Consider the following 22,386-nt stretch of genomic DNA (forward strand, 5'->3'; position numbering starts at 1 on the left):
AAGCATGCCAGGAACTCCCGAGTTACATGGATTCCCGGCTCGGTCCAGCCAAGCTCCTCTCTGTGGATCACGGTTGTACGCTTCGTGTACTTGAACCATCCGTCGCCCGCAGCTTTCATGAGCGACTTCGGCGTTAGGCGAAATCGATTCAGCTTCACCAACCTGTGTCTGGACGTGTCGGCCGACACCGCCTCTGTCCCGATACGGACGGCACGGTTGGCGCGAGTCATGCGGGAACCCATCGGCATCTTCCAGTACTCGCAGTTTTCGGGATTCTCACGGAATCTCTGGCCCTTGTTCGGGTCTCCCCGCTCCTGTTCCCGGTGCCTTGCTCAGGGCTTTCACTCGGTACTTTTCTCCCTCGATGGATTGACGCGCTGTCCCTACCATGGAGAACCGCTGACCACCGAGTTCTGCTGTCAAACGTGGACCGGCAAACACGCTATTCGATCGGGCATCTTTTCGAATCAGGGACGCTGCGAAATCTGCAGGAACGAGTTCTTTCCTCTAACGTTCGCCCTCCGGCCGGCTCGCGTACCCGAAAGGGACGAGGCTCTTGGCGAAGTCACCCAGTGGCTGACAGCAATATCCAGCCGTTGCTACCTAGACTTGCGGACGACCTCCTATTTCGACTCGGCGCTGGCCCGCATCCAAGAGCAGTTGGCGTGGTGGGGGACAAGTTTGGGGCTACCTGAGGCGTCCCGAATTTGGCCCCCCATGCCGGCGAACGCGACGCCGCCCCCGTCAAGTCACGCTCGTGTCCTTTATGGCGGGCCTTCCCCTCGCCGAGCGGAGGGCGCGGACGTGTTTCAGGCAGATCGCACCCGTAGAAGCGGGGACACCGTCGAAGTGATGTTCAAAGCGATCAAGCGGCGCTTGATCCGCTGCCACTTACGAGGCAGCGTCAAGCACGTTGATGCTTTGGCAGAGTCGAGCGATGCCGACTACATCCAACGAAAGATCGCACAACACCCCGGTTTCCGTGCCGCGTGGGCGTTCCTGCTGTGGTGGCAAGCAGGAGCCTCGAGTGTCAGCCTTCGGGACTGGCTCAACTGGAGGCGGCGCCAGTCGATGGAGTCGATTGGCGCATGGGCCCCTTTCGAGCGCTTTCAACTCATCGACCGATTCCCAGCTTTTCGAAGGCTCGGGGACGGCGCCACGACTTGGCAGGATCACTGGCTTGCCGCCGCGTGTTACCTCGACATGTGGAGTAGGGCGGCAAGGGCAGCAGATCGCGTCGGCGGCACGACTAAGCCGGAGTGGGGTAGAGGGATCGTGGAGGTGCGAGCACCGCACTGGAGCTCGGCGATCGACCAGCGTGGCCGGTTCTGCCTGGAATTTGAGAAGCTGGGAGACGCCGGACTTCGGACCACGCAGCGTCGTGACAAGATCAGTCGAAAGCTTGACGAGGCTCGTCGGCGTGAGTCTATTCGTGCTTCGTGTTGCAGCCAGAGGGTCCTGTACGCCGGGGCAGATTCTGGATGGCGCGTGGCGGGGCCACTTGAGATAACTAATCCCCGATCTCTTAAACTGCATCGGATGCGCGTGGACGGGAGGAAGCTGCGGTTTGTCATCGTTCCCAACGAGCAGGCGTTCCTGCCAGACCTCTACTGGGCCAGTGCGCACGAAGTTCCGGTCGCGTCGGCTGGAACGTCGCCGAGCGACGCCATATCAAACCTCAAAACAGCTGTCCGGCAGTACACGCAGAAGTACGACACGTGACTCTGCTCTGACCGCGTTTCACGTGGCAGTCACTGGTGAGAAGCTGGGAGCCGCTCTATTGCTTCTTGAAGAGCCCGGGCTCGCCGGTCTCAGCACTCAGGAGCGGCAGCTACTCGGCCGTGCGCCGGCCGCTGGCCGACATCCTGGCCTTGGGCCGCCGCTACCTGTGTACGCATTCGAGACGCATTGCTGTGGTCTCTACAAAAGGCAATTTCTAGCCCCTCCGCGATCCAAGACCCTGGATCCACCGAGGTCTGATGCAAGAGGGCTACGGAGCAAGCTGCTCGATGTCGCCAGCAAAGAGGAAGTGAATTGACAACGGCAAAGTTCAATCTGAGTCACAACGAGGCCTTCGAGAAGATGCTCGGACGCACCGTTGGTACCCAGTGGTTCGGGTTCGACACAGGCCGGAAGGAAGCGCGGGCCGGGAAAGCTTCGCTGCTGGTACTGGCGTTGGAGACGTGGGGCTTCCGTAGGGACAGCGACACCGGTGAACTCTGGTTCTGCCAGCCACGCAAAAGGGATGGAGAACGCGGCGGTCATCGCGTCGGTTTCTGGAACGCCGTCGATCAGGCGCGAGCCGATGGCATTCCGATCAGAGGCTTCCTGAAGGACGAGGTAGGTGGACTATGCACACTGGACTTCCAGTTCGACATTGTCGACGTGGCCTACGAACCCAACAAACTCTGGATGAAGCTTCAGAGCGGTGGTAGGCCAGATTGGGTGTCCATACCCCATCGCTGGTTGGGTTGGTTGGACGACCTGCCGCGCGCCGATCCTGGTTGGAAGTCCCTTCGCGTGCCGAGGCGGCAGGTTGCGAGTGCACCGCCGCCAGATGAAGCGGCTGCACACGGTGAAATTCTTGCCAACGTAGTTCGCGCTGGCGAACGCGTCGCAGCCGATGAGCGGGCCCGCCGAGCGGAGCTGGAGGGCCTAGAGGACCAGGGCATGGATTTCGATTCAGCCGACATGATGCTGCACACCTACCTGTGCCTGGTCGCTGGCAAACCGCTATCCTCAAACTGCGATATCACCATCCTCGGCATCCTGGTCGACAACATCGTGGCTAGGAATGCCAACGCCGGCCTCTCGAGCGCGTTAGACTCGTTGCGTCAGACCATCGGCTCCGTAGCCGGTCAGCAGCGCCTGGTGCTAGACGCATTGATTTCGACTCTTCAGGAAGCAAAGCGACAAGCGGACGCTCTGGCTCAAATGGAGACCGCGGCACGGCTGGCCAATGTGCCATCCAGCCTAATCAAGCCAGCGCTGACGCGCGGGCCGCATCACGCTGCATTCGCAAGGCTGCTATGGCGTCGTTGGGGGAACAAATGTTCAGTGCTCGGCAAAGCCTGCAACCGGCTGCTGGTGGCGTCGCACATCATCGGGTGGTCCGAGGACGAGGGCCGGCGCGCAGACGTCAATAACGGCCTGCTACTGACTACGCCGCTGGACCGACTTTTCGACAAGGGTTTCATCTCCTTCAATGACGCTGGTTTGATGCTTGTGAGTTCGGAACTTAGCGCAGAGACCCGCGAGCACTTCGGAGTTGCCCCGGGCATGCGTATTCAATGGGATTGGCTGCCAGATGCGGACAAGGCAGCAATGAGAACCGCGCTACGCGAGCACCGTTCTCAGCACAACTTCCCTTGATACGCCACTGCCTTGCCCTGACAGCCTGAATCGACCGGTGAGTCGATCCCGCCGTAGCCGCTCTCTGAAGCGCTGCAGCCATGCGCACCGCTGCCCCCATCGAATGACCGGTCGCGGCCTAAGGTGCTTCTCGTGCCGTCGGCGCCGAAAGACTCTTCTCAGTCTGATGCAGACGACGCATTGCAGCGGAAGCGGTCACTGTCCTGGGTCTTGCTGAAGCTTCGCTTGCTGTGACGATCGCCGGCTTAACCCGCTCGTTCAAGAAGCGGGTACTTCGTCCGCTTCCAGCCGAGGCCGTGTGAAAACGCTGCGTATCCCTTCGGCCGTGGCGTATGGGGAGTGGTCGCGCTGTGCCGAGGTCCTGGACGTCGCTTCCGCGGACTGACGGCTCCGAAGGAATCGCAGGCTCGTTGAGCTTTGGTAAAGCGTGGAGACCTGTCTATAGCCTCATGCTGAGGCCGCGCGCAGCCCTGCCATCATCTTCGTCATACCGAGGATGCTGAGCACGCGTTTGAAGTTGTAGGCCAGCACGTGCAGGCTCATCTCGGTCCCCACGTTGCGCAGCGTTCGCGTCAGGAAGTGGGTCGAGCCCATCCAGTGCTTGAGCGTGCCGAAGACGTGTTCTACCGTCTGCCTGCGAACCCGCATCGCCATCGGGTTCTGATCGATCCGGCGCTGTACCGCCTCGACCACGTGCTCATGTTCCCATCGACTGATTCGTCGGTATGGGCTGGGCGTGCACTGCGGCTTGATGGGGCAACCCGCGCAAGCGCCGCTCCAGTAGCGGCGGATGTTCAGGCCATCTTCGTCCCGCGTGAAGCGATATGTTGCCCGTTGTCCAGCGGGGCACACGTATTCGTCGTCACTCGCGATGTAGATGAAGTCCCCCTTGTGGAATCGTCCCTCGGCCTTCGCGTTTGACGTCATCGGCTTCGGCACCGTGGCGGCGATTCCATCGTCGTCGCACGCCTTGATCTGCACGCTGTTGAAGTAGCCACGATCGCCGAGGGCCTCGACTGTTTGCAGCCCCATTGCCTGCTTGGCCGCCATTGCCATGGGATGCAGTTGTGTTCGATCGTTGCCGACGTTAGTTACCTCATGCGCGACGATCAGGTGGTGCTCGGCATCGACCGCGGCCTGCACGTTGTAGCCAACAACGCCTGTCACCTTGCTGTGGGTGCTCATCGCCCGAGCATCGGGATCCGTCTTTGAAATCTGCCCATCCGGCTGGGCCTTCACTTGCACCTCCATGGCGTCGAGCTCACGCATCTGCTGGCGCAAGTACGCGATCTTTTCGTTCAGGCGCTTCGTCTTGGCCACCAGCTCCGGCTCCTGCACGCGATCGGCGGTGTCGAGCGCACTGAGGTAACGCTCGATGTGCTGTTCAAGCTGCTCCCGCCGCCTTTGGATCTTCGTGACCGTGAAGTTCTGGTCCCGCGAGTTGACCGCCTTGAACTTGCTGCCGTCGACAGCGACAACCGCCTGCGTAAACAGCTTGAGCTGCCGGCAGAGTTCGATGAACCGGCGGCAGGTGTTGCGGATGCCGGGCCCGTTGTCGCGTCGGAAGTCCGCGAGGGTCTTGAAGTCCGGCGCCAGGCGGCCGGTCAGCCACATCAGTTCGATGTTCCGCTGGGTCTCGCGTTCCAACCGGCGACTGCTTTGAATGCGGTTGATGTAGCCGTAGAGATAGATCTTCATCAGAACCGACGGGTGATAGCCGGGTCGCCCCGTCGCGGCAGCCCGCGTTCCGTCGAAGCCGAGTGCGGCCAAGTCCAGTTCATCGATGAAGGCCTCGATCACCCGGACCGGATTGTCCTCGGCCACAAAGTCATCGAGGCATTCAGGCAGCAACGTGACTTGATGTCGATCCAGACCTTCCACGAATCGCGGCATGTCGCCTCCCAGGCTTGACCTGGGTCCCGACTCTAGTACCCTGCCGCTTGGGCCGTGAGCGGGTTTTCACACAGCCTCAGCCTGACGCGGACAGTTATTTCGAGAGGAACGAGCCCGATGTTTGGCTCCAACATGAGTAACGCTCAGTACAACGCGATGTCGAAGTGGCAGCGCCGGTTGTACTGGGCCGCGGTAGCGATGGCCGCCTGCACAATCGGCTACGTCTGGTTCTTCTATTGATGAGGACCGCCTTGTGCGGTCCCGCTCTCCAGGCGGAAACGGTCGCAGGCCGACCACTATGATCTGGGCCCGGTCAATTGGGGGGCGCAGGTGAGTGAGTCCAATTCGTTCGTTCAAGGGAGTGTCTTCTACGGCTCCGCCCAGGAAGATTTGGCTCAAGGAGCCTATTGCTTGTTCAGGAGCTCATCGAAACCCTGGACCAAGCGGCGACTTTCCCGGCGAACAAGCCAGAGGATCACTCCAATTGAACCAGCAACCAGCGCGGCCACGCCAGCGAAGTAAAAGAGGAAGAGTGAATACTCCATCGGCACTCCTTCACCGGAATCTTAGTCGAGCTGAGCCAGCATCGCCATCAACTGCCGGACTCTGCCACGCGCTGACAGCTTCACGGCATTGGTCCAGGCGCATCGTCGTTTGAAATTAGCGGAACTTGCCCGCGGAGCGCTCGACGCGAGACGAGCGCAGTAGTCAATGTGCGTCACCTGGTCCGCACGTAATGGCCCCGATGGCGGTAGCTGGTGGGCAACTATGGCTGCGAAGCTGCGAGCGAGCGTCCGCCGCACAGCGGTGGTCCAGCGTGCGCAAATCCGGGATCAGAAGCTACTCTGTCCGATATGAGATGACAGTCTCATATAACGCGGCATAGTAACAGGCAACGTCGCCGGTCTCAATTGCCGAGACGCTTTATACCCGACGTGAAACCCGGCGACACGAGCTCAATTCCGCCTTTGTAGCTACTCGCAATGAGCGCGCCGCCTCCGTGGCGCAGGTCGCAATGGTCAACCAGCCGGGAGTGTCAGGTCCAGAACAACAACTCGGAGTCGCGCGCGGTCTTCGAGCGGTATGGCCGCTTTCAGTTGCACTTCGAGTTCCTCGGCCGTCTGCGGTGTGCTTGCCTGGGGTCGAGAGGTGGTACCCCAGCCAAACCAAAGCGTCAGGTAGATGCCGACCCCACCCGCGGCAGGATCGATCGAGTACAGCCGGTCCAACTGGTCACGCCACGCCACCCACAGCGCAGGGTGATCATCCTTCTTGATCTCGATAGGGACCGCGACGCGCGCATCGGGTGCCATGATCTCGGCGCGCAGATCTGCTCGCCGCTCGCTCGCCTGGGCCGTCTCCTTCCCGAGGGAGACTCCCGTGCGCTCGAGGCGGTCGCGTAGCTTGTCGATCAGCAGATCGCGGCACTGATTCTCAATTCGCGGGCGTCGCGGCCCGACTTTCGGCGGGTCACGCCAGAAACGGGCGAGGCTGTTCGTGTCGTCACCGACCAGTCTTGCGTGCATCTCAAGCAGGTGCTCGGCGACGAGCGCCGCCAGGTCCAAGGGGTTGGCCGGCGCCCGGTGAGACAGGGTGGCGGAAACGCGCTGCGGCGAGGCGTGATTGAAGCTCGCGCTGCGAACCAGACGTGTCTGGTCCGACAGCGTCGCGTCGATCGCGATGCGCCAGGGGGCGAGAGTCGGAAGGGGGCGGAGTCGCCGGAGTTCGTCGCTCGCGTCGCGCGAGGCTATCTTACCCAGCAGGGAAAACAGCAGACGCACGTAGTCGCGCAACCGATCTCGTTCGCCGTACCACGCCACACCCGTCGGATACTCCGGCCGTGCATGCGGCGCGAACAGCTCAATGAGCCGTCCCAAAGTCATCGCTGGCAGACGCTGTTCCACTGCGGTCGCGTGCTCTGCTTGTTCTGTGAGCGTCGATGACATGCGCAATTGGCGGGCGCGGCTTCCGCCCACAAGGCGCACAAGTTCGCCTGAGGCTCGATGAGGCTGGAAGGTCATCGCGGCGATCAGCCACGCCATGCGATGGGGCGAGGCAAGACACGCGTTCGACAGCTTTTCGCGCACGAGCGGCCGGAGCTCCTCGGGCGTCAGATGCTTGTAGGCCGCGGGCAGCAATTCCGTGTTCAAGCAGCGCAGTTGAGCGGAACGCGCCCGTGTGGGGAAGGCCCTCAGGAGTCTCGGAATCACAAGGCGGGCGACCCCACGGAGGCGCGGTTGTCGTGCCAACGGCCACAGTCCGGTCACCGAATGTTCGGCCTGCTTGGTGATGCACTGTTCGCCAAACGTCCCCAACACATCGGCCACCAGAACAGGGCGCTCTTCGGCGAGCTTGAGGTACCACTCGGCCTGAAGATCCGTCCCATCGACCAGCAGGAACGCCGCAAGCTTTGCCGCAAGCTCGTCTCCCCACAGCATCGTGCAGCCGGCATCGTTCTCAAAGGCGAGCTTGGCCCCCAGTAGACACGGCGCTTTCAGGTAGTAGCGCTGTTGGGAGAGCGCCGACGCGAAGATGTCGGCCACGGACGGCAGGTCGTCGCGGGTCAGGACCTTTTGTAAGCCGTCGATGGCCTTGACTGCATTCGCGGCGGTGCTGCCGAGCCACTCTTCAACGCGCAGGGCAGGTGTGTCACCGGCGACTTCTTGGAGGCGATCGTTGTACGCGAGCGCGACGGCCTCCATCACCCTAGGCTCTGCTGTACCTGCATGGATGTTGGCCATAAGGTCGGTATGCCTCACCCTGCGCGCCGCACGCTTCGCGGCACGTCGTTCCGCCTGCTTCTTTTCGCGGAGGTGATTGTCTCGGCGCCAGTCACCGGCGAGGGAAGACGACCAGCAGTCGGTCTGCCATCCCTGCGCTTCTGGGTGGGTCGACCGATGCTGCTCCACCCAGGCCTCCACGTCACCGAGTGAGAGTTCAACCCCAGCGCGCGGATCCAGCGCCGCACACGCAGCACTCTTGAAGCAATGTTCAGCGAGAGCCGGGGAAGGAGTAGTCGCCGCGATCTGCAGTTGCCAGCCATACCAGCGCGGTGGTCGCGGGGTCATATGGAGGATCTGGTCGGCCGACCAGTACTCTGACTTCACATCATCCGGGGATCGCGAAATTTCGTCGTACACGAGCTTGACGACACCGGTCTGCACATCCGGGTGCCGTGTGAGCCACGTCCGGATAGCCTTCGCATCCTCACCCTGGAGCGCGCTCATTCCGAATTCGCTTAAACCCAGCGCAAGCCATCGCCGGATGCAGGCCAAGTCCGGCGCCGATTCGACGGCCAGAAGTCCGCGACCGATCAGCTCGCCAATGAGTCGCGGGAGATCGTGGTGCGCGTTGAGCATCTGCGGCGGCAACTGCCGCTCGACCAGTGCGTCAAGCAGGGCGGGATACGATTCCGGCGGCGCGAGCGTCAGCAGCTCGCTCATCCAGAACATGCGGTACGACCCAATGAACCCAGGGGTGCCTGCAGGATCGAAATGCCGCAGCAACCGAGCTGGGCTCAGGTGCAGGGGGAACAGGGCCTTGAGTAGATGCCCCTCTAGTTCCCGACGCGGATCCACTAACCGCTGAGCTTCCAGGTCATCGAGCCACTGCAGCAACCGCATAACGCCACCGGGGAACTGGACCGACCATGCTTCCAGCGCATCCACCCGGATGTCGTCGCGGAGGTTCTGGTCGCTGATGACCCGCTCAAGCGCGCTCTTGATAGCCGGCATTGCGTCGCCGTGACGTACCGCGTCGAGCACACAATCGATGAGCGCCTGGTGCTCGAGGCTGCTGTCGGGGTTCGCGAGGATCTTGATGAACGTTGGCGCCATGTCGACAGTACCCAACGCTCCGAAAGGGCCAGGGGCTCGCTGGCCGCTTCTGAACCAGACATAACGGCTCGCCTCTCGTTGGAAGGCGCGCAGAAGCTGTGTTTTGGCGTCGACGTCGAACTGATGGACGTCGCCGTAAAGGACACAGGCCAACGGGTCCAGATCGATCAGCAACGGGCGCTCTGTGACGCAGACGGCGGCAAGCCACGCCAGAAGCCCGCGAAGTGGTTCGACCACCCCACCATCGACGCCCGTCATCAGAGCCAATACGCGCGACATCGGAAGTCCGCGCTCGATGATCAGGCGGGTGAGCGCCACCGCGGCGAGGTACTCGGCGACGGTGCGATGGCGAGGATACCGCCGGCGCCCCTCAGCCGTGAAAAGCGCTGTTGACAGGGTCTCGACCGGGCGCTTGATGCCGAGTTCGCTGCGCAAGCCGACGGTGGCGATCTCCCCGGGCTGCGCCTGGGCGCCGCCGACGACAAACGCTTCCGAGCCTGACAAGAGCAACACTGCGCACAACAGGCCGGCCTCCTGCAAGATCTCGTCCCGGGGTCGTGTCTTGTGAGCGCGTGCCTCGCTGATCGTAGGGTTGTGCTCGTCGACGAGCCGTTCGCACGCCAAGCGGTAGACGTCCATGCGACCATCGGGCCATTCATCTCCTACGGCCTCGACCAGCAGTCCCAGCAGGAGGGGGTTCCTGAGGAGGCCGTCAAGGTTCTGCGATTTGGCCCGCTCGATAAACCTGAGCGGATCGCCGACGCGGTTGGTATGTTGCGCCGCCAGGACCTGAATCTCGTGATCGTTGAGCGGGTCGAGGTGAAGCACATGCAACATCTGGTGCGGAGCGACCTCGGTCAGCGCGGCTTGATCGACCGAGGCGAGCCAATCGGCCTCGCGGCACGACAGACGAAAGCGCGGGCACCCCAGCTCGTAGAGACGTTGGATGATGAGGTCCATCGCCCCGTTTTGCTCGCCCGAAATGGCGCGCATCTCATCGAGGGCATCGATGAAGATCGTCTTGCCAACCCACTCGGGCGCGGACCTGCGGTTGACAAACATGCGCGCTTTCACGAAGACACAGCCCGGTGCACGCGCTTCGAGCTCGAAGGCGCGTGTTTTGCCTGCCCCGGGTTCCGCCAGCAGAACGTAGGCCTCGACATCACGCCACTCGGCGAGCGCGCGGCTCTCAGTGCCGTCTGGGTTGGCGCAGGTCGCAGAGCGCGGAAGCAGCGTGTCCTCCCGTGTGGCGTTCATCTCTTGTGCGCGGCCGGCGTCGATGTGGACGAGGGGAACTCTCCGCGTGCCTGTGGGGGGTGATCGAGGAGACTCGCCGCAGGATTGGCTGCCGCTGCATGCCGGTGGTAGCCAATGAGCGAGGCTGTTGATCGGTGTCCGGTCAAGGCCATCGTCTCGGCAAGTGACATGTTTTGCCTCGCTGCCTCCGTCACGAAGCCCGAACGCAGGGAGTGCGCCGAGTACTCGTTCGACAGGCCTGCAAGCCGGGAGCGATTCCTCACGATGTCCCGCAACGCCGCAGGGGCCAGCGGCTCGGCCACTACATCTCCGCGACGCACGCGGCGGAAGAGGGCGCCGGATGTGATTCCCGCTGCGGACAACCAGGCGTTCAATGCCTCCGCCGCACGCCCCACGATGGGCTTGTCATTCTCGGCGCGTTCCGCGGCCGTCTGGTTCGTCTTCGAGTGCGCCAGGTGATAGCTGAACCCCTCGTTGGTGCGGCGGGTGTTCTCCATCGTGGCCGCGGTCACCTCGGAGCGCCTACGGCCGCCGCTCGAAAACGCGAACAGCAGCAACGCGCGGTCGCGCAACCCCGAGAGTGACGTGTCGCAGGTCTCGAGCATCAGCTCGAGCGGATCCCGGGTCAGCGCGGGCTTCTTGTGGGGAAGGGCTCCTCGTTTGGCGTACGCGCGCCGGGTCTTTGCGAGCAGCTCGCGCACCCGCGGTTGGGCACACGGATTGGGTTGTTGCTCGAGCTGGTGGACCTTGGACAACACACTCACGCGGTGCACGAGAGTGTTGAGCGTCACAGCGCCAAGCTTGGCTTTGAACTTCGTGCGCACAAGCTCTGCGTCGAGCTCGGGTGGCATTTCGGTCATGAGGCGGCCGTCGGCATCGGTGCGCTGGGCGTGCTCGACGAGGAATTGGATCACCGCTGCCTCGGGGACGGGCAGGGCGATGGCTTGGCCATAGCGAAGCGCAAACCAGGCCGACCAGTAGCGCAACGCTGAACGGTAACTGCGCAGTGTGTTTTCCGATTCCCCTTCACGCAGCAGCGCCTGTTCAGCCCCGACCGCCAGTGAACCCAGCTGATTCGGGTCAAGGCGCGTGAGGCCCAGGGGACGTGCGGTCTGCAGGACGACGTCGGAGGGAAGGGCGGGAACCATTTTTATCTTATGTATGTCGTATGATATCTAACAGTACAGCGCATCTACTCACGATAACTATCCATTATCGTGAGTAAAGATAGCCTGGGGTAGGGCGGAAATCAAGGAGTACGAACATGGGGCGTGGCATCACCCAAACCGACGTCTGGCAGGCCGCCGACGCGCTGCTGCTCGAGGGCGCACGCCCGACGATCGAACGTGTGCGCCAGAAGATTGGCTCGGGCTCGCCCAACACCGTCAGCCCGCACCTCGAGACCTGGTTCAAACACCTCGGCGCCCGGATCAAGGATCCTGGGGCGTTCGCGGTGCCGTCCGGTGTTCCCGACCCCGTGCTCGCTGTGGCCAAGCACCTGTGGGACGCGGCACAGGCGGAAGCCCGGCGCGACGTCGAGCAACTGGTGACCGAACGCATGGCGGTGGCCGTGGCCAACGTCGAAGCCGAAAAGGAGCGGGCTGCGCAGGCGGACCGCGCCGCGTTTGCCGCCGTGGCGCAGGCGAACCGCCAATCTGCGGTACTCGAGGAACGCGCCAACGAACTCGAGGCCGAGCGCTTGGCACACGCCCGCACACAGACCTCTCTCGCATCTTCAAGTCACGAGGCTCAGGCGCTGCGCCACCAACTGGCGGAACTGACTCACAAACTGGAGGCCGAGCGAACACAGTCCCTCGCCGCTGTCGAAAAGGCCCAGGAACGCGCCGCAGGCGCGGAACGCCGGGCCGCCCTCCACATCGAGGCGGAACGCACCGCCCGCAACCAAGCAGAACAGCGCGCGACAATTTCTGCGCGCCGCGTTGAACAACTCCAAGCAGAAGTCGAACAACGCAGCGTCAGCCATCTCGACGCCGTGTCAACTCATGTCAACGAAGTCGCCGTGCTTCGAGCGGAACTGACGCACTGGCGATCTGGTCACGCCTCTCTATACGCCCAGTTCCAGGCCCAGAGCGCCGAACTGAACACCGCTCGCGCACAGGTTCACGCGGCGGCCGCTCAAGCAGAACTGGCAGACAAAGTCATATCTGCAGTGCGGGCACGCAAAACATCCGTCGAGGTGGCCAGCCGGCCTAAACGCTCACGGTTAGATTGAACTGGATCCTTGCTGACTACTTCCGGCATCGTGGCCATGGTCCGCCCGTCGGTCTTGAGTGACTGCCCGCCCTGGAGTCTACCGGCGCACGAGGTCCGCTTCCGCTGTGCATAGCTGACATCTGCCACGGGGCCGCTGTCGCAGCGACGGAACCGAGCTGTGACGGAGGGGCGCACCAGTCTGTCGTCAAGACGGGATCAACGGACGCATACCGTCGTCGCGGCTCACGGGCACCTGAGGTTGTCGTGAAGACGGAATCACCGGACGCGTACCGTGGGATGCCCGGTTTGAGACCTGATCTTGCCCCTGCATTCCCGGACGCAGCCTATGCGCAATGTAGCGCCGGTTGTTCGAGCTGAGCGCGGCGGGATTGCTCAGCAAGGTGCCGCCTGAACTCGCGCGGCGATTTCATCTTCAGGCTCGAGTGCGGGTGTATCTCGTTGAAGTGTTCGAACGCGGCCGGAAGCTGCGCCAGCACGACGACGGCATCGCTCAGGTCCATCCGGCTGACGTAGTCGCGCTTGAACGTGTTCACGAAGCTCTCGGCCATGCCGTTGCTCTGAGGGCTGCAGACCGGCGTGTTGATCGGCTTGAGTCCCAGCGACCTGGCCACGTTCCTCGTAGCGTGAGCGATGTACGCGCTGCCGTTGTCGCTGAGGAACTCCAGCGTGTGCGTGGCAGGGATCGCCTCAACGCTGCCGAAGCGCTTCTCCACGGCCTCGATGAGCATTTCGCAGACCGGCTCGCCAGGCAGGCCCTTGCCGTTCCACGCGCGGAAGGCAAGGATCTCTCGATCACAGCAGTCCTTCGCGAAGGTCGCCGTCACCGTCTCGCCGGAGTCGCACTTGATCTCGAACCCGTCGGAACACCAGCGCAGATCGCTCGCCGGCACCGCGACCTTGCCCTCATGAGGCCTGCTGGACTGGCGACGCCTTGGGGCTCTGGGCAGCAGCAGCCCGCTGCCGGACATCACGCGGTACGCGCGCTTTGGATTCACGCGCGCTCCGCCGACCCTCGCGCGTTGGCGGTTCACCAGCGCGCAAGCGCGCCGATAGCCGTAGCTGGGCAACGCAGCGATCTGCTCGCGGATGTCCGTCAGCAACTGCTCGTCGGTGTCGGGCGTTCGCTGCGTGCGGCCATCGGCCCACGACTCGGATCGGTTCGCGCGTGCATGAACGTTTGATCGCGCCAAACCGAGTGCCTCGCACACGCGCGTCATTCCTCGTCCCCGGGCAACAAGGGCGAGCGCGCAATCCACTTTTTTTCGGCGGCGTACTCCACTGCTTCCTTGAGGATCTCGTTCTCCAAGGTCTTCTTGCCGAGCACGCGCTGCAGCTTCGCGATCTCCACCCGCGCCGCGGCCAGCTCCGACGCCGGGACCACGGCCTCGCCGGCGGAGACGGCCGTCAGAGCACCTTGCCGTTCGAGCTTGCGCCACTGGAACAGCAGGCTGGCCGACACGCCTTCCTGTCGGGCCACGAGCGACACGCTCATGCCGGGCTCGTACGTGCGCTTCACCAGCGCGGCCTTCTCGACCAGGGACCAACGCCTGCGGCGCTGGTCCCTCGTGATGACCTCGATGGTCTCCGTATGCCTAGTCATACTCACAGTCCTATTCCTATCCGTAAGATAAGCGATAGGCTGCGTCCGGTCATTCAGGGGGCCAGCTCAAGACCTGCAACTCATCACATTTCGCATTGACCTGATCATCTGCGACACGGTTCTTCGCTTTCGGAGACCTGCAAATCATCACGTCTCGGTTCGGCATATTGGGTCTGCCGTGCACCTATGATGAAGTCGCGGACTTCGACAACATCACCCACTTGCAGACGCATACGCCTGGAGGGAGCAATTCTTGAGAGCACACGAAGCATGACCACTCGAGAAGAGAGCCTGCGCAGTTGGACATGGGGCAAGAAGTTGCTGTCCGAACTCACGCTCGATATGGCGCAACCGAGAGAGGTGCGCGACGCCGCCGCACATCTGGCGGCACGGTACCCAAGCGAATTGCAACTCAAGGAAGCTGCTGAGGGGGGCTGGGCCGCGAACTTCAACTTCCACCCAGCTCTGCCGGCAGCTCGAGACCTATTCCGAAGGCTTGGGAACGCGGCTTCCACGCCGACATCGCTTCGCCACAGACTGCACGTCATTCTTCGGCACATCGAGTGAGGGTTGACGATGGCAAGTTCTAGAGGACGGCTGGTGGAGAATGCGCTTGTCCATAGGCTGGGGGCCGCCGGCTGGTTGATGGTACGCGTCCGGTCTGGGCACCTTGCCAGTCAGCTTCAGGCTGCAAGCGATCAGTGGTTCACGCCCTTCCGGGCAGCCCTGAACTCGACCGATTCGCCGTCGTCGAGCGCGCTTACCCCCTCGGCGGGCAGCAGTGCTCTCACCGCTGCCAAGTCGTTTGTCTTGCGCAAGCCGCCGAGGGGCTGGCTTGCTCGAATCACGATGGCAAGCAGTTCGTCGTAGCTGACCGGTCCAGGGCTGTAAAACGCGTCTTCAGCTATGGATTCGGCGCCAGGCGGCGCCATAAAGGCCACGACGCCGCTGGCCAGCCGCCATTCGGCAATCAGATTCAAACCAACAAGCTTCTTGAGCAGACATTCCCAGGCGTTCATGCCGCGATGCTAGCGAGTGCCTGAACGTGAAATCCACTTTCGCTGCTGAGCGGCAGCTCCAGTTTAGGTTTGTCCGACACCTGCCCGTCGCGCTGGACAGGGCTGTGCGTTGCCGCCGTCGTGAGGGCAGGTGTTGGATAAACCTCTAAGGAGGAAACCGCGGCTCATGACGCCGGGGTTTCCGAAGGCACGGAGCTATGGCGATTCTAGGGAGTCGCCTTGCTGCTGATGCGCAGCTGGCTGGCTGCGGCCCCATTCGAATGGACGCGCGGCGACGGTCGGGCCTTTGCCACGGCCTGGCAGAGGCCGTGATTGGCATCCCGCCAATGTCGCAATACATCGTCGGGCGTGCGACAGCACGACCCTGCCCCGCACCGGCGTTCGATGAACGATGGCTGATTCTGGCGCGTGTCTGATCGTCGCGAGGGTGCTCATGTCGGGGGTGCCCGGATGCAGGGACGCTCGCGCACGAGAACCTCGACGACGAGCAAGGGACGTCCGCAGTGCCTGCAGATGAAGGCTGGCGGCGGCATCGCTTGTTCGCCGATGGGAACCTAGCCGTTCGCATGCAACGCGGCCCGCGCGACCGCCAAGCAGTCACGCCGATTGCCGTTGGCCAGCAGGCCGTAGTGCCGAATGCGATGGAAGCCGCCCGGCAGCACGTGCAGCAGGAACCGGCGCATGAACTCGTGCGGCTCGAGGGTCATGGTCTTGTGGCGAGTTCGGCCCTTGGCGCGGAAGTCCTTCCAGCAGAAGGTCACGCCGCGCTCGTCCATCGCCACGAGGCGGCTGTTGGAGATGGCCACCCGGTGGGTGTAGCGCGACAGATAGGCGAGCACGGCCTGCGGCCCTGCGAAGGGCCGCTTGGCGTAGACCACCCACTCCTGCTTGCGCATCGGCGCAGTCCTCCTGCCGTGAGCATAAGCGGTCGCGCTCGGCGCATGACGCTTTCCGCGGATTCACCAACTTGTAGTTCCCCGTAGCCGATGCAAGCCGGACGCGGGCGCCTAAACCGGGCAGTGTCGGCACCTCCTTCGCCGCTCCGTTATAGCTACCAGAGAGGCGTGCTCCACCGCACCCCGCCGACGGGCAGCTTCCTGGCACGCCATTGAACGGGTGGTCCCGGCAATAGGCGGGCTTTGCCGAGCGACAGCTTGACGCCACCGCAGCCAAAAGCGCTCAATCAAGAGACCAGTCGCGCCATCTGAGCGCCGTATGAAACGCGGACACAGCTTTCGGATGGGCTGCGTATGCGATCCGCAGCGCACGCGGCCTTCTCACCTATCCCTAATGTGAAGGAAGCTGCGTACAGCGCTTCATGCTTTACTACACCAGAGAGGGAAGCAGGTGCCGGAGTGAATTGACAGTAGGTCCAAGCCAGCATGGTCATACCGACAGGCATTGCGCCCGACACTGTCTTCAACGCTACTACGCGCGCCCTCTACTTATCGCACAGGGCGACGGACCTGTTGGATGATGAGTCGCCCCGGGATTCGACCGGACTGAAATCTTCGGAACACTCGGGCACCAACAGCTTCTAGATCGACGAGCCCGTATGGGGCTATTTTGAATAGTGGAGAAAACCGCCATTCGGGCGAACTCCTTCGACTGCATTGGCATCATCGCGATTTGGTCCCATGGACACCGATTGGTTGAAATCAAGCGCTCAGGAGGGATGGAAATATCATGAGGTTTCTCATTCGAATCGCACTTTACTGGTGTGTCGCTGCGATACCCGTCCTTAGTCTGGCTCAAAGCCCAGTCGAGTATTGTGAGCCCTACAACAACGTGGTGCAGCTTACCCTCGATCCGGACAAACCATTTCTCCAGTATGCACTTTCGGTGACAAACCAAGGTGCCAAAAGAGAAGTACAGATAGTCGCTGACGAACTGCGCATAACGCGTGCGATGCTCGGCTCACTTATCAAGTTCGCGGCGGCCTTTGATCCGTCGATAACTTCCTTCCGTTTAGACGCACGACGGATCTCCTTCGTAGAGTCACTGGCCTTCAGGGACGCGAGGATAACCTTTGTATCTGAAGAGATCGACATTGCGTCAACAGCCGTTCTGTCTCTTCTACCAAGTGCTGTATCCAGAATAAATCTCAGTGCAAACACACTTCGTCTTAACAGGGATGGGATTCGTCATTTTGACGTGAGGTTTCGTGGTCAGGACGATGATCTTAGCGATGTCCCTAGAATTCTCGAAGTAGCGGCTTCTTCGATAATGGTTGACGACACCAAACTGAGCGCTATCGAGGCGACGGACTTCCTTTCCCAAAGGTTTACACTAGCACCCCTGTATGATTTCCGGCCGAAGATTGGAGTGCTTACCAATGCGGAGGGACGCGCCGCTTGGGAGGCTGAGACAAAGCAAGCTGAGTGGCCTAGTTATTCGATCGCTGTTTGGCGGGCGTCCATGACGGTGGCACCGTTCGATAGATGCTTGCATCAATTCATACGTACGAACTTAGACAAGTACAAGCCACTGCTAGAGAACGTGGTGGCTGCGCGTCAAAGCTTTGAAATGAATGCGATGCTGGCTGCCATGGACCGCGGAACTGATTTACAAGGTAACGGCGCAGCGTGGCTTACAAATCGACCACTTAGTCAGTTAGTCAAAGATATAGCAGAATACGAGACCAAGGGTCCTGGGGTTTCCGCGATGGATTTCTATATTGACGTGCTGGAGCGCGCGGCAAAGGATACTCCGCCGGACCCAAGCGCGGTGCAGAACGCCATCGCTGAACAGGAATCTAAAGTCCAAGGTATCAGCTTGGAGTACCAAAGCGTTAGTCAAAGGCTCGGGGAACAATCCGTCAGATTGCGGTCGACTTTAACCTACCTTGACGTGCTCAACGCTGAATATCAAGCGCGCGAGCAACGATTGAAGCAGTACGCCGAAGACCTCAAGCAAGGGGCGCAGGATCGCGCGCAGATAATTTCCGCTCTCAGCACCGCCGCCTCGATCGCGGCAACAGCATACACCGGGAACCCAGCCACCGGCGCAGCCGTGGGGGGAGTCATAACTGCAGTCGGTGGTCACGTATCCGGACAGTCGGCCTGGACCTCCCTATCAAACGGCTATAAATTCTACACCGCGGTCCAGGGGCCGCTCAAGTCGATGAGCGGCGCAATAAATGAGCTAAAGAATTCCCGCGACACCTACGAGCAATTTATCGAATCCTTCAAGCTGACTAACATTACGATAAAGGAATATATTGATGTACCTGTAGTGGATCCTAAACCTGGACAGCCGACGACTAAGCGGCTGACACGTGATGAGGCACTAAAGGATTTGGATGGCAAGACAAAGTCGCTTTATGCCAGTCTCACCGATGCGTACGGCGTATACGAAAAATTCGTTCCGCCTCCGAGCGACGTTCCGATCGCAATAGAAGAGGACGAATCTCTTAAGGCGTTGGCCGAATCCATCGCAACAAACCTGGAAGCTGTTAAGGAGACAACGAAGCAGGTCGAGGCCCTGACGCGTTCGGCTGACGAAAAGCAACTGGAGCTTACCGGCGTCGCGGAAAAGCTCGTGACTCTAAGAACTATGTCGATAGCCGACGAGCAGAAGCGAAGAGAACTGGTACGCGTTGCATTCGACGGGATGCGTGACGAATTGGCCCGTTTCACGTCGCGGGCAGACCTCATTCGTCGTGCGAGCATAGTCGAATATCGTGCGCCAGTTCCCATCAACGTTGATCATCTTCAGCGAGCCTTCTTGATGCAAGAGTTGGACTCGAGCTTCGATCCGACGCAGGCCCTCGACAGCGGGAGGGTATTGGAACAGTATGTGAAGCTTCTGAGAGAACGTCGCGAATACGCTATTCTGCTGGCGGGCAGGATACGCCGCGCCGCACAGCAGCAGTTTGAAGAGTTTGTGGAGAGTCGCGGACGGACACCGCTAGTGAATCTAGCCACAGAGCAATATTCATCCAGTATCTTCGATTCACCTGAGCGGCAGGAGTTTATGCGAATGGTCAACGCGACGTTGCGCGAGCAGTATCATGCGCGTGGGGACAGCGCGCGGCTAGCCCTGTTGTACCGCAGGCGGCTTGAGATACCATTTAGTATCAAGCGTAAAATTGACGCTCGATTCCCTGCGCGTCTGTTGAAAGTTGGCATCTTGGAGGCTGACAGCCGCTCACGATTTGCCGATACTGATTTGATCCTCACTATCGACGTTGAACGCGTTGGCAATCTGCGCCAGTCGGCGGACATCGCGGCTCCGGAAAAGGACCCACCTCCTATGTCGAGCGCACTAATTCAGGTGGCACGTAGGCCGTCCGCGCTTGCGGTTTGCGAGCGGCCTGTCGCTTCGACGAGCTGCTTTGCCGTGGACCTTCGCCCCAAGACCACGCCCCCGGAAAATTACTTTGTACCCTATGAATTTACAATTGGACAGGTAAGAAGGGGCGTTTCATTCGTCCCTACGCCTCAGCAGAGCTACTGGTACTTGGATAAGGGGGATTCGGCGCCAAATCAAGGTCGCTCGATGATGGTGACCTATCCTCCTGCGGAGGCTCGGATGTATCTCCGCATGCGGCTCAATGTACAGTCGCCTCAGCATTGGTGGAATAGTCCGCCCGAATTGCGAAGACTTGTCATCGGAACCGAGGTGTTCCAATGACCGGGCCTTTTCTTGCGAAGGTCGCCAGGAAGCAGCTTGAGCTTGGTCTTCTTCTGTCAACGGTCTTGATTGCCGCCGGCTGTGCAGCGCCCAAGCCAACTCTGACATCGGCGCCAAAGGCCCCATCCGCGACGCCAGCGGCATTCGCAGCGGTGGACCAAGACGAGGTTCTCTTCTCTGACTTGTACAAGCAAGGAGGTCTTGGTAATTCGATAATTGTGCAGACCCCACCCGGCAAGACACTGGTTATCGATAGCGGTATTTACGAATTAAACGGAAAAGACCTAGTCGTGTACGCTGCGACATCCACTGTGCGTGGAAAGGTCACGATACGGCAATTTGTGCTGGGGACAACCTCGGTATCCCCTCCCAGTGATGTGCCGCCTGTTCCGCAACCTGTCGGTGGCTATGAGGAGCCTGGAACACAGGGAACGATGGGTCGACAGGGGAATGCGGGGCGCAACAGTGGACGTATCTACCTTGACGCCAGAGCGATCTCCTTCGACGCCGGTAGTGAGCTAACGATTGACTGTTCTGGCGAACTTGGCGGACAAGGTGGTACGGGAGGAATGGGTGGAAAGGGCGGCCCAGGTAGGCCAGGCCGCGACGCTGGGGGATTGCCCTGCAGCCGGCCCTGCCCAGATTCAGGCTCAAGGGGCGGGCCAGGAGGTCCCCAGGGGGCGGGAGGTCAAGGTGGGAAGGGAGGAAAGGGCGGAACTGTCTATCTATCGCCCGCGCTTCTGCAATTTCAATCGGTTCAAAGTCCCAACCTTTCCGTGATTGTCAGCGGTGGTACTGGCGGCGCTTCTGGCCAACCAGGCAACCCTGGAGTAGGCGGTGACGGAGGTCCTCGCGGCTCCGGCTCGAGTTCATGCGTTTGTTCCAACCCCCCGCCACCTGGTCCTCAAGGATTTCCGGGGCGCGCGCCTATAGAACAAGCGCCGCAGTCCCTAACAGGTTCCCCAGGAACAATTGTAGAAATTAGGTGAATGGCTGCGTGTGCTTGTGGTGCACTCGGCTCCTTTCCGGAGTTGCTCATGCGGCTCCGTGAGGTCTGCAACTGTCACGAGGGTATTGTCGGCTGCCTCGACATATGGGTGTGACCGACCGCTTGGGCCGGCGAGATCGGGACCGCGGGTGTCGCTGATGGGTCGAGAGTGCACGGTGGCGCCGCAGCAAAGCGGCCGTTGTGTGAGACGACGAAGCCGAACAGCGCGGAGCGTCAGCTGTACCGCCTCAAGCTGACTTCCAGTGAATGCGGTCATGGGCGTTCGGCCGACGGCCTTGCGCCCAAAAGGCGCCAGTCACGTCGATGCCCCGAACGACGACAACTGCTGCATCGTGGTCATTCGAGCTGGCCGGCGTCTTGGCGGACTGTGAACGCGGTGCCTGGGTGTTTGCCGGGCGCGGGCAGGGCGGGGGAGTTCAGGGTTGAGTGAAAAACTTCAATCAAAAGCGACAGCCCCGTCAGCTGTCGCCGTATCCCATGTTCAGTTGCTGCGCCTGTTGTGAAAGTTCGAGCATAGCCATGGTTTGAACAGCCCGAAGACGTTGGCGGTACGCGTGAAACTCCGAGGCCGCTACATGATGATGGCCACCGAGGAGATCCAACGGAAGAACGCCGCGATTGAACTCACCCATCAGAAAGGCAGGGGACACATTTAGTAGGCGGGCGGCCCGGTGGATCGAAAGGCTTTGCTTCATGGGAAGAGCGCATCAGAGTAATAGCCGATCCCGCGACCAATTGGACTGACTTGGATCCGCACGCGGCTGAGACCGAGTTTGGCCCATTGCGCTGAGATGCCAAAAGCGCATGTGCACGTCGTGCTTCGTCCGAGTCAGTGAGATCGAATGCGAATCTCGGACCCCTGGGCACAATGTATCGAGCAGTGGCCCCGGACAGCGGCAACACACGGCTCGGCACAGCCAGTGGCAACAACTGTCATCCCGCGCCAACGGTCGGCAGCGGGAATCAACGCGGCCACATGCGGGAAAGTAAGTCTTTGAAATGGTTTGCGGATCTTTGACCTGGGCAAGCGCGCGAATCAACGAAGAATCCGACTGCTCGTGCCCTCGAACACGCTTCACAACGAACCCGTACGAGCACCGGCCCGAGAGCTCCGAGCACCATGGGTGGTTCAACGGCCGCAGACAGAAGCCCCCATCGGCCAGCATCTCATTGGCACGCCGCTCCAGACCGAACGCAACGGTGACGGATGCGCTTATGGTGTGACCACGGCTGCTAATCCGGCGGCGACTCATGGTTGAACCCCTTGCTCGGGAAGTTTCGGAGATTGCCGCAAGTCCTTGACGGTAGGGAGGTGTTTGGCTTCTCGCGCAGTCGAACGGAAAGCCGGACGCAGCGTTTTGCATGGGGAAAGCGGCGGGAGAGTGGGCAACTCGGGTAGCCGTGTGACCCGGTTTGTACTGGCCGCGACGCTTCTGTCTTCACTGACAACGAGGCTGGAGACGACATCACGGAGCTTCTGGGCGGCGTAGTCTAGGCTGGTCATGGGGTGCCATGGTAGGGCAGATGTCG

Annotated in this window: 12 protein-coding genes and 1 pseudogene; 5 read left to right on the forward strand and 8 right to left on the reverse strand. The window is 61.2% G+C overall.

Translation table 11 applies throughout. From position 1 onward, the window contains the following. The first annotated feature begins 852 nt into the window (after positions 1–852). Together ACSQ2F_RS08800 and ACSQ2F_RS08805 are read left to right on the forward strand one after the other, a co-directional pair. Positions 853–1,722, forward strand: a complete 870-nt coding sequence (locus ACSQ2F_RS08800) for a hypothetical protein (protein ID WP_436021817.1) — start codon at positions 853–855, stop codon at positions 1,720–1,722. Between the two features lie 312 nt (positions 1,723–2,034). Then, entirely contained in the window at positions 2,035–3,372 is a 1,338-nt protein-coding gene (locus ACSQ2F_RS08805) for an HNH endonuclease (protein WP_436021819.1), read from the forward strand. A 447-nt stretch (positions 3,373–3,819) separates the two neighbouring features. Here the strand turns inward: ACSQ2F_RS08805 and ACSQ2F_RS08810 are convergent, their stop codons facing one another. From ACSQ2F_RS08810 to ACSQ2F_RS08825, 4 genes are all read right to left on the reverse strand, one after another. Then, positions 3,820–5,265, reverse strand: coding sequence for an IS1182 family transposase (locus ACSQ2F_RS08810; RefSeq protein ID WP_436021821.1), 1,446 nt, complete (start codon positions 5,263–5,265; stop codon positions 3,820–3,822). A 404-nt stretch (positions 5,266–5,669) separates the two neighbouring features. Next, positions 5,670–5,810, reverse strand: a complete 141-nt coding sequence (locus ACSQ2F_RS08815; RefSeq protein WP_436021823.1) for a hypothetical protein — start codon at positions 5,808–5,810, stop codon at positions 5,670–5,672. 474 nt (positions 5,811–6,284) lie between these two features. Further along, entirely contained in the window at positions 6,285–10,358 is a 4,074-nt protein-coding gene (locus tag ACSQ2F_RS08820; RefSeq protein WP_436021825.1) for a hypothetical protein, read from the reverse strand. Continuing rightward, the gene (locus tag ACSQ2F_RS08825; protein WP_436021827.1) at positions 10,355–11,506 is read right to left on the reverse strand and encodes a site-specific integrase; all 1,152 of its coding nucleotides are present in this window, start codon (positions 11,504–11,506) and stop codon (positions 10,355–10,357) included. The genes ACSQ2F_RS08820 and ACSQ2F_RS08825 overlap by 4 nt, the downstream gene beginning before the upstream one ends. Positions 11,507–11,622: 116 nt before the next feature. Between ACSQ2F_RS08825 and ACSQ2F_RS08830 the strand changes: the two genes are divergently transcribed. Continuing rightward, the gene (locus ACSQ2F_RS08830) at positions 11,623–12,591 is read left to right on the forward strand and encodes a DNA-binding protein (protein WP_436021829.1); all 969 of its coding nucleotides are present in this window, start codon (positions 11,623–11,625) and stop codon (positions 12,589–12,591) included. A gap of 325 nt (positions 12,592–12,916) precedes the next feature. Here ACSQ2F_RS08830 and ACSQ2F_RS08835 read toward each other — a convergent pair. Next, positions 12,917–14,193, reverse strand: a protein-coding gene (locus ACSQ2F_RS08835; RefSeq protein ID WP_436021831.1) for an IS3 family transposase whose coding sequence is annotated in 2 segments (ribosomal slippage) — positions 12,917–13,863 and positions 13,863–14,193 — 1,278 coding nt in all. Because the reading frame shifts where the segments join, the coding sequence is not laid out codon by codon here. Between the two features lie 270 nt (positions 14,194–14,463). On the opposite strand from ACSQ2F_RS08835, the gene ACSQ2F_RS08840 reads away from it, so the two are divergent. Next, a complete protein-coding gene (locus ACSQ2F_RS08840) occupies positions 14,464–14,760 on the forward strand; it encodes a BPSL0761 family protein (RefSeq protein ID WP_436021833.1) in 297 nt (98 codons plus the stop codon). A 131-nt stretch (positions 14,761–14,891) separates the two neighbouring features. Here ACSQ2F_RS08840 and ACSQ2F_RS08845 read toward each other — a convergent pair whose 3' ends face one another. Together ACSQ2F_RS08845 and ACSQ2F_RS08850 are read right to left on the reverse strand one after the other, a co-directional pair. Further along, positions 14,892–15,212 carry a hypothetical protein gene (locus ACSQ2F_RS08845; protein WP_436021835.1) on the reverse strand — a complete coding sequence of 107 codons (321 nt, stop codon included), beginning with the start codon at positions 15,210–15,212 and terminating at the stop codon, positions 14,892–14,894. 431 nt (positions 15,213–15,643) lie between these two features. Then, positions 15,644–16,153: pseudogene (locus ACSQ2F_RS08850) on the reverse strand (IS91 family transposase); the annotation flags it as partial. A gap of 745 nt (positions 16,154–16,898) precedes the next feature. On the opposite strand from ACSQ2F_RS08850, the gene ACSQ2F_RS08855 reads away from it, so the two are divergent. Then, positions 16,899–19,847, forward strand: coding sequence for a hypothetical protein (locus ACSQ2F_RS08855; protein WP_436021837.1), 2,949 nt, complete (start codon positions 16,899–16,901; stop codon positions 19,845–19,847). A gap of 1,467 nt (positions 19,848–21,314) precedes the next feature. Here the strand turns inward: ACSQ2F_RS08855 and ACSQ2F_RS08860 are convergent. After that, positions 21,315–21,551, reverse strand: a complete 237-nt coding sequence (locus tag ACSQ2F_RS08860) for a hypothetical protein (protein WP_436021839.1) — start codon at positions 21,549–21,551, stop codon at positions 21,315–21,317. Positions 21,552–22,386: the final 835 nt, after the last annotated feature.

Origin of the sequence: Rhizobacter sp. LjRoot28, assembly GCF_964253025.1 — a bacterium.
Classification (GTDB): domain Bacteria; phylum Pseudomonadota; class Gammaproteobacteria; order Burkholderiales; family Burkholderiaceae_C; genus Rhizobacter.